This window comes from Mesorhizobium sp. LNHC252B00 (assembly GCF_000502955.1).
In the GTDB taxonomy this organism is placed as follows: Bacteria; Pseudomonadota; Alphaproteobacteria; order Rhizobiales; family Rhizobiaceae; genus Mesorhizobium.
Genome location: NZ_AYWO01000065.1, coordinates 1 through 7,785, shown reverse-complemented (window position 1 = coordinate 7,785; position 7,785 = coordinate 1). Strand labels below are relative to the sequence as shown.

Here is a 7,785-nt window from a genome sequence, read left to right as displayed (position 1 = left end):
AGATGCGAAGAGCCAGATGGAACAGAGACTTCCTCTTCCAGCTCTTTACTCATATGCGATAGCCCTGCCCTCAAGTGGGGAGATCGGCAGCTTCGCTGACGGCGCCTTCCTTCTGACGGTGGAGATTGGCGAAAGCGTTCGTGAAGTCCAATCTCCCCACCTGAGGGGGAGATGGCCGGCAGGCCAGAGGGGGGCGCTGTCCCGCGACCTTGCAGCGACTTGCGCAGCGGCGATGCCAGCCCGGAATTTCATTCCGCATCTGGCCGGTTGATTGGCACGATCTATCTTCTTTCCGAGAGCAAAGGGCTGGAAAAGAGGACACGCTACCGCTCTGCCCCGAGGCGGTCGCTTGGTCATGGAGCATCGATATGAGCGAGCACAAGATCGCCGCAGCCGACGCGTTGTCGCGCATGCGTCCGCCCTATAAGTCGGTTCTCGACCTGATCGGCCAGACGCCGGTTGTCGAACTGACCAAGTTCGACACCGGCAAATGCCGGCTGTTCATCAAGCTCGAAAGCCAGAATCCCGGCGGCTCGATCAAGGACCGCATCGCGCTGTCGATGATCGCCGCCGCCGAGAGAGAGGGCAAGCTCCGGCGCGGCGGTACCATCGTCGAGGCGACCGCCGGCAATACCGGCCTCGGCCTTGCTCAGGTCGGCATCCCCAAAGGCTACCGCATCGTGCTGGTGGTGCCCGACAAGATGTCGCGCGAGAAAATCCAGCATCTGCGCGCGCTCGGCGCCGAGGTGCGCATGACGCGCTCCGATGTCGGCAAGGGCCATGCGGAATATTACCACGACATGGCCGAGAAGATCGCGGCTGAAACGCCCGGCGCCTTCTACGCCAACCAGTTCGCCAACCCGGCCAACCCACTGGCACATGAAACCACCACCGGTCCGGAAATCTTCTCGCAGCTCGATGGCGACGTCGACGCGGTGGTGGTCGGCGTCGGCTCCGGCGGCACGCTGACCGGGCTCGGCCGCTACTTTGCGAAGGTTTCGCCCAAGACAGAAATGGTGCTGGCCGATCCGGTCGGCTCGGTGCTGGCACCGTTGATCAAGACCGGCAAGATGGAAGAGGCCGGCAGCTGGACCGTGGAAGGCATCGGCGAGGATTTCGTGCCGCCCAATGCCGATTTGTCGCTGGTGAAAAAGGCGTACTCCATTCCCGACAAGCAGAGCATGCTGGCCGTGCGCGACCTCCTGTCCAAGGAAGGCATCCTGGCGGGCTCATCCTCGGGCACGTTGCTGTCGGCCGCCCTGCGCTATTGCCGCGAGCAGACCTCTGCGAAGCGGGTCGTCACCTTCGTCTGCGACAGCGGCAACAAATATCTGTCGAAAGTGTTCGACGATTTCTGGCTGGCCGAGCAGGGCCTGGCCGAGCACGAGCAGCATGGCGATCTGCGCGACCTGGTGATGCGTTCGCACCGCACCGGCGACACCGTCTATGTCGGCCCGGACGAAAGCCTGCTCAACGCCTATGGCCGCATGCGTCGCTCCGATGTGTCGCAGCTACCGGTGCTCGACAATGGCAAGCTCGTCGGCATCGTCGACGAAAGTGACATCCTTGCCAAGGTCGACGGCCCCTATGACGGCCGCTGGGAGCGCTTCAACGGTCCGGTGCGCACGGCGATGACCTCCAATTTGCACACGCTGCAGGCCAGCCAGACGCTGGATGCGCTGTTGCCGGTATTCGACCGCAACGAGGTCGCCATCATCTTCGACGGCGACGAGTTCATCGGCCTGATAACCCGCATCGACCTGATCAACCATCTGAGGCGCGCACGATGACCAGCAGCATATCCGGCCCATCTTCAGCGGGCCCATCTTCATCAGGCAAGAACCGCCTCGCCTTTTCGACGCGCACCATCCATGGCGGCCAGAGCCACGACCCGCTGACCGGCGCGGTGATGGTGCCGATCTACGCCACCTCGACCTATGGCCAGCAGTCGCCCGGCGTTCACAAGGGCTTCGAATATGCCCGCAGCCAGAACCCGACGCGCTTTGCCTTCGAGCGGGCGGTGGCCGATCTCGAAAGCGGCTCGGCCGCCTTCGCCTTCGCGTCCGGCCTGGCGTCGATCGCCACCGTGCTGGAGCTGCTCGATTCCGGCGCGCATATCGTTGCCACCGACGACATCTATGGCGGCTCCTTCCGTTTGATGGAGCGGGTACGCAAGCGCTCGGCCAATCTGCAGGTCTCGTTCGTCGATTTCACCGATCTCGCCGCCGTGGAAGCCGCGATCCGCCCCGAAACAAAAATGCTCTGGGTCGAGACGCCGACCAACCCGCTGCTGCGCATCGTCGATCTCGAAGGTGTCGCGGCCCTAGCCAAACGCAAGGGGGTTCTCACGGTCGCCGACAACACGTTTTGCAGCCCCTATATTCAGCGGCCGCTCGAACTCGGCATCGACATCGTCGTCCACTCTACGACGAAATATCTCAACGGCCATTCCGACATGGTCGGCGGCGTCGCCGTCGTCGGCGACAACAAGGATTTGTCCACCCAGCTGAAATTCCTGCAGAACGCCATCGGCGCCATTTCGGGCCCGTTCGACAGCTTTCTGGCCCTGCGCGGCCTCAAGACTTTGGCGCTCAGGATGGAGCGTCATTCCGCCAACGGCCTCAAGATCGCGCAGTGGTTGGAAGGCCGGAGCGACGTGCGCCGAGTCATCTATCCCGGCCTCGCCAGCCACCCGCAGCATGAGATCGCTGTCAGGCAGATGCATGCCTTCGGCGGCATGATATCAGCCGTGCTCGACCGCGACCTTGCCAGCACCAAAAGGTTCCTAGAACGCACGCAACTGTTCACCCTGGCCGAAAGCCTCGGCGGGGTGGAGAGCCTGATCGAGCACCCGGCGCTGATGACGCACGGCTCGATCCCCGCCGAGAAGCGCGACGAGATCGGCATTTCCGATTCGCTGGTGCGGCTGTCGGCGGGCATCGAGGACGGCGATGATCTGATCGCCGATCTGGACCAGGCGCTGGGGGGCTGAGGGCAAACCCTGCGTTGGCTCTTCGGCCGCTTCACGGCGAAGCGACTGCTACGGCGCAGGGTAAACTGGTTCTGTCGCGATCCTTCACACCCCCCTCTGTCCTGCCGGACATCTCCCCCGCAAGGGGGGAGATTAGATGTCATTTCTGCTTTCGCTAATCTCGAACGTTGCAAGACGAGCGGCGACATTGAAACTGCCAATCTCCCTCCTTGCGGGGGAGATGGCCGGCAGGCCAGAGGGGGGTGCTGTCCCGCCGACATTTGACAGATCTCTTCGCCGCGCGGCAGTCAAAGCAAGCAGCGCTTCGAGCATCGCTCGCCAATTGCCGTTGACCCCGACCCGCATCTGCCCGAAGTGTAGCGCCCATGGCCACGCACGCTCCACCCAAACCGACCGAAACACCCCTCACCTTCGCGGTGCTGGTCTTTCCCGGCTTTCCGATGATGGCGTTCAGCTCCGTCATCGAGCCGCTACGCGCCGCCAATGTCCTGGCGAAACGGCCGTGCTATCGCTGGATCATCGTCGGCGGCACAAAAGGCCCGGTCGAGGCGTCGAACGGCGTCGTCATCCAGCCTGGTTTTTATGCCGAGGACGCGCCGAAGGTCGACCGCATCGTCGTCTGCTCGGGCGGCGATGCTGATCACCTCGTCGCCGAGGACGCCGCGAGCTGGATTCGCAAGAGCCTGCGCAACGGCGCCCATATCGGCGCGGTGGCGGATGCGGCGTTCTTCCTCGCCCGGGCCGGCCTGCTCGACGGCCACGCCTGCACCTTGCACTGGACCAGCCAGGCCGCCTTCACCGAGGCCTTCCCCAACATCGAGCTCAGGCGCGACCTCTATGTCATCGACCGCAAGCGTTTTACGTCGGCCGGCGGCGTCGGCAGCCTCGACATGATGCTGGAGATCATCACCCGCGATTACGGCGCCGAACTTGCCGCCGGCGTCGCCGAATGGTTCGTGCACAGCCAGCTGCGCTCCAGCATCGACCGCAAGATGATGCCGCTGCGGCTGCGCACCGGCGTCCGCAACGAGTTGGTGCTGTCGGCCATCGCCATCATGGAGGACGCGGTCGAGGAGCGGCTCGGCATGGCCGAGCTGACCGCGAAGCTCGGCGTCTCCTCCGACAAGCTCGAACGCTCCTTCCGCTCCGAACTCGCCATCTCGCCCAATGGCTACTACCGGCGGCTGCGGCTAAAGCGCGCCGCCGACCTGCTGGCGCATTCGACGCTCGCCGTACGCGACGTGGCGCTGGCCTGCGGCTTCGCCTCGATGTCGAGCTTTGCTCGAGCTTTTCGCGAGGAGCATGGCCACCCGCCGAAATTGGCGAGAAGGCATTAGGGGTGCGCTCGCTGACGCGATGAGATGTTAGCGGGACAGCACCCCCTCCGGTAGGACAGAGGGGGGTGCTGTCCCTCCAGCGTTCCGCATTAGGCTCCTGCGGCATCCCGCACAACACACGCGGTTTTCCGCACAATCCCCTTGCCTCGCTTGCGCCATGCTCCGACCTCGCAACCCAGCCAAGGCCGTACCCATGAGCATCGTCGTATTCGACCCCGACAGCACCGAGGACGTGGACTTCAAGGACTGCATGCGCCACCCGGCGGCGGCCGATCCGGCGGGCGGCATGTGGCTGTCCGACACCGAGCCGTCCTTCATCGACGCCGATGCTTTGCGAAAAGGCCGGCTGGCCAAGCTGCGCGGCTGGATGCGCGAGGCCGGCTATGGCGGCGTGGTGTTGTTCGACCCCTACAACCAGCGCTACGCCACCGGCTCGCGCAACATGTTCGGCTATTTCTTGCGCAACTCGACGCGCTATTTCTTTATCCCCACCGACGGGCCGATCGTGCTGTTCGAATACCCGCAGAGCTACCATGTCTCGATGGTGCTCGACACGATCGACGAGGCGCGGCCTTCCAAGCTCGTCTGGTCGTCGGTCTCCGGCCGCGACGACGAGACCGCCGGTCCCTTCGCCGACGAGATCGCCGAGCTTTTGAAACAGCATGGCGGCGGCTCGATGAAGCTCGGCCTCGACCGCTGCAGCCATCTGCAGGCGCTGGCGCTGGAAAAGCGCGGCTGCGAGGTCCGCGATTGCCAGGGCGAAATCCTGGCGGTGCGCGCGGTGAAGACACCTGAGGAAGTCAAATGCCTGCAGGTGTCGATGGCCGGCGCCGAGGCCGCCGTCTATGCGGTGCGCGAGGCGATCAAGCCCGGCGTCTCCGAAAACGATTTGTTCGCCATCATGTATGGCGAGGTCATCCGCCAGGGCGGCGAGTTCATCGAGACCCGGCTGCTCACCTCCGGCCAGCGCACCAACCCGTGGTTCAACGAGGCCAGCGGCCGCAAGATCCGGCCCGGCGAGTTGCTGGCGCTCGATACCGACACGATCGGCTGCTACGGCTATTATTCCGATTTTTCCCGCACCTTCCGCTGCGGGCCGGGCAAGCCGACGCCCTACCAGAAGTCGCTCTACCGCATGGCGCACGACCAGGTTCAGCACAACATTTCGATCGTCAAACCCGGCATGGCGTTCCGCGAAATCGCCGAGAAAGCCTGGAAGATCCCGGACCGTTTCGTCGACCAGCGCTACACCTCGGTCATGCACGGCGTCGGCATGCATGGCGAAACACCGTTCATCGCGCATGCCATGGACTACGAAACCTATGGCCGCGACGGCCATATCGTGCCAGGCATGGTGGTGAGCGTGGAAAGCTACATCGGCGAAAAAGGCGGCCGCGAGGGCGTCAAGCTGGAGGACGAGATCCTGATCACCGACACCGGTACAGAGCTTCTGTCGCGCTTCCCGTATGAGGACGAGTTTCTGGAGAAGCAGGTTTGATACGCGCAACCGATGAGCGCCTCGTTACCTGGCGCCCCCCTCTGTCCTGCCGGACATCTCCCCCTCAAGGGGGGAGATTGGCAGCGTCGCCTACGGCGCTTTTTCCTGCAGCTTTGGTGATTGGCGAAGGCATTCGCGACGGCCGATCTCCCCCCTTGAGGGGGAGATGCCCGGCAGGGCAGAGGGGGGCGCTGTCCCACCGGCATAGGGACGAGTCTTGGGCTGCTCCGCCCGTGGATGAAGGCGCCGCATGAAAATCCCCATCGCCATCAAGCGCGGCACCGTGGCCGCGATCTTCATCGACCTGCAGGAAGAGCACCGGCAGGACCCGCGCTATCTCGTCGACGGTTACGCAACGGTCATCGCCAACGTCCAGCGCCTGCAGGCGGCGGCGCGGCAAAACCATGTGCCGCTCTACCACTGGGCCTACATCGTCGACCTCGACAGCCAGGAGCGGCCGTTCCATCCAGTCGGTGAGGACGGCAAGTCGGCCTTTTCCGACAAGAGCGATCCGCTGACCGAGATCTGCCATGAGGTGGCGCCGGCTGATGGCGAGGCGCTGCTGATCAAGGCCGAGGCCAGTGCCTTCCGCTCCGGGCCGGCGGCCCGCGACATCAAGTCCGCCGGCATCGAATGGCTGGTCGTGTCGGGCGTCTGGACCGAGGCCTGCATCGACGCTTCGGTGAAGGACGCGGTGGCGAAAGGTTTTCGCGTGCTCTTGGTCAAGGATGCCTGCGGCAGCGGCAGTGCGGCCATGCACCAGACCGGCATCCTCAACCTCGCCAACCGGCTCTATGGCGGTGCCGTCACCGACACCGACGGCGCCTGCCGGCTGCTGGCCGGCGAGACCGTCACCGCTTGGCAGGTCGAAGGCTCGGTGCCGCTGCGCTTCACCTTCGACAACGCGGCCGCGCTCTACGCAGACCTATGACTGCCGAAAGCATGACTCGGGGCAAATACGAAACCCGGCTCGACCCAGAGCTCTGGGCCTATATCGACGCGGTCAACGCCTGGTATCCGCCCGAGATCCTCGGCCTGCCGATCGACAAGCAGCGCGCCGTCTATGACCGGATGAGCCGTGCCTTCCATCAGGGCCGCCCGCCCGGCGTCACGGCCAGCGACAGCCTGATCGCCGCGGCCGGCCGCGACATCCCGATCCGCCGCTACCGGCTTGCCGGCGCGGCCCCGAAGGCGATGGTGGTCTACTTTCATGGCGGCGGCTTCATCCTCGGCGGGCTCGACAGCCATGACGACATCTGCGCCGAGCTCTGCGCCGGCACCGGTTTCGACGTGCTGTCGGTCGAATACCGGCTGGCGCCGGAGCATGTGCACCCCGCAGCCTTCGACGATGCCGTCACCGCCTTCGAATGGGCGGCCGCCGCCACCGACCTGCCGCTGGTGCTGTGCGGCGAAAGCGCCGGCGGCAATCTCGCGGCTGGAGTGGCGCAGGCGACCCGCCGCGGCGCCGCCATCGGCCAGGTGCTGATCTATCCCGACCTCGGCGGCGACCAGGCCGCCGGCTCCTATGTCGAGCACGCCGAAGCGCCGCTGCTGTCCGTGGCCGACATTGCCTTCTACCGCGACGTCCGCTCTGCCAGGCGGCAGTCGCCCGACGATCCGACCCTCCAGCCTTTGCGCGACACCGACTTCTCCGGCCTGCCGCCAACCGTGATCGTCACTGCCGAATGCGACCCACTATCGTCGGACGGCGAGACCTACCGCGACCGCATTATTGCCGCCGGCGGCAAGGCGTGGTGGCACGAGGAGCCGAGGCTGGTGCACAGCTTCCTGCGCGCCCGGACGACAGTGCCGGCAGCGGCGGAAGCGTTTGCGCGGATTGTTGCAGCGGTTGCCGCGCTGGGTAGGGGTGATCTCCCCCCTTGAGGCAGGGCTATCGCATATGAGTAAAGAGCTGGAAGAGGAAGTCTCTGTTCCATCTGGCTCTTCGCATCTTGCTG

At 64.9% G+C, this 7,785-nt stretch carries 6 protein-coding genes and 1 pseudogene; all 7 read left to right on the top strand.

What is annotated here, in order from left to right:
• Window positions 1-271, top strand: a pseudogene (locus X744_RS1000000174840) (hypothetical protein); the annotation flags it as partial.
• 97 nt (window positions 272-368) lie between these two features.
• The gene (locus X744_RS140000; RefSeq protein ID WP_023763170.1) at window positions 369-1,790 is read left to right on the top strand and encodes a pyridoxal-phosphate dependent enzyme; all 1,422 of its coding nucleotides are present in this window, start codon (window positions 369-371) and stop codon (window positions 1,788-1,790) included.
• Complete coding sequence (locus X744_RS140005; protein WP_023763169.1) at window positions 1,787-2,992, top strand: PLP-dependent aspartate aminotransferase family protein; 1,206 nt, start codon at window positions 1,787-1,789, stop codon at window positions 2,990-2,992. The genes X744_RS140000 and X744_RS140005 overlap by 4 nt, the downstream gene beginning before the upstream one ends.
• A gap of 365 nt (window positions 2,993-3,357) precedes the next feature.
• Entirely contained in the window at window positions 3,358-4,329 is a 972-nt protein-coding gene (locus X744_RS140010; protein ID WP_023763168.1) for a GlxA family transcriptional regulator, read from the top strand.
• 193 nt (window positions 4,330-4,522) lie between these two features.
• Window positions 4,523-5,827 (top strand): Xaa-Pro peptidase family protein, encoded by a 1,305-nt coding sequence (locus X744_RS140015; RefSeq protein WP_023763167.1) that lies wholly within the window; start codon window positions 4,523-4,525, stop codon window positions 5,825-5,827.
• A gap of 250 nt (window positions 5,828-6,077) precedes the next feature.
• On the top strand, window positions 6,078-6,758 hold the full coding sequence (locus X744_RS140020) for an isochorismatase family protein (protein WP_023763166.1): 681 nt from the start codon (window positions 6,078-6,080) through the stop codon (window positions 6,756-6,758).
• Window positions 6,759-6,769: 11 nt separating this feature from the next.
• Window positions 6,770-7,711, top strand: coding sequence for an alpha/beta hydrolase (locus X744_RS140025; RefSeq protein WP_032908205.1), 942 nt, complete (start codon window positions 6,770-6,772; stop codon window positions 7,709-7,711).
• Window positions 7,712-7,785 lie beyond the last annotated feature (74 nt).

What these genes read in the sequence shown, in the direction of transcription:
- X744_RS140000 (WP_023763170.1), top strand. Translation starts at nt 369, where the DNA reads ATGAGCGAGCACAAGATCGCCGCAGCCGACGCGTTGTCGCGCATGCGT.
- X744_RS140005 (WP_023763169.1), top strand. Translation starts at nt 1,787, where the DNA reads ATGACCAGCAGCATATCCGGCCCATCTTCAGCGGGCCCATCTTCATCA.
- X744_RS140010 (WP_023763168.1), top strand. Translation starts at nt 3,358, where the DNA reads ATGGCCACGCACGCTCCACCCAAACCGACCGAAACACCCCTCACCTTC.
- X744_RS140015 (WP_023763167.1), top strand. Translation starts at nt 4,523, where the DNA reads ATGAGCATCGTCGTATTCGACCCCGACAGCACCGAGGACGTGGACTTC.
- X744_RS140020 (WP_023763166.1), top strand. Translation starts at nt 6,078, where the DNA reads ATGAAAATCCCCATCGCCATCAAGCGCGGCACCGTGGCCGCGATCTTC.
- X744_RS140025 (WP_032908205.1), top strand. Translation starts at nt 6,770, where the DNA reads ATGACTCGGGGCAAATACGAAACCCGGCTCGACCCAGAGCTCTGGGCC.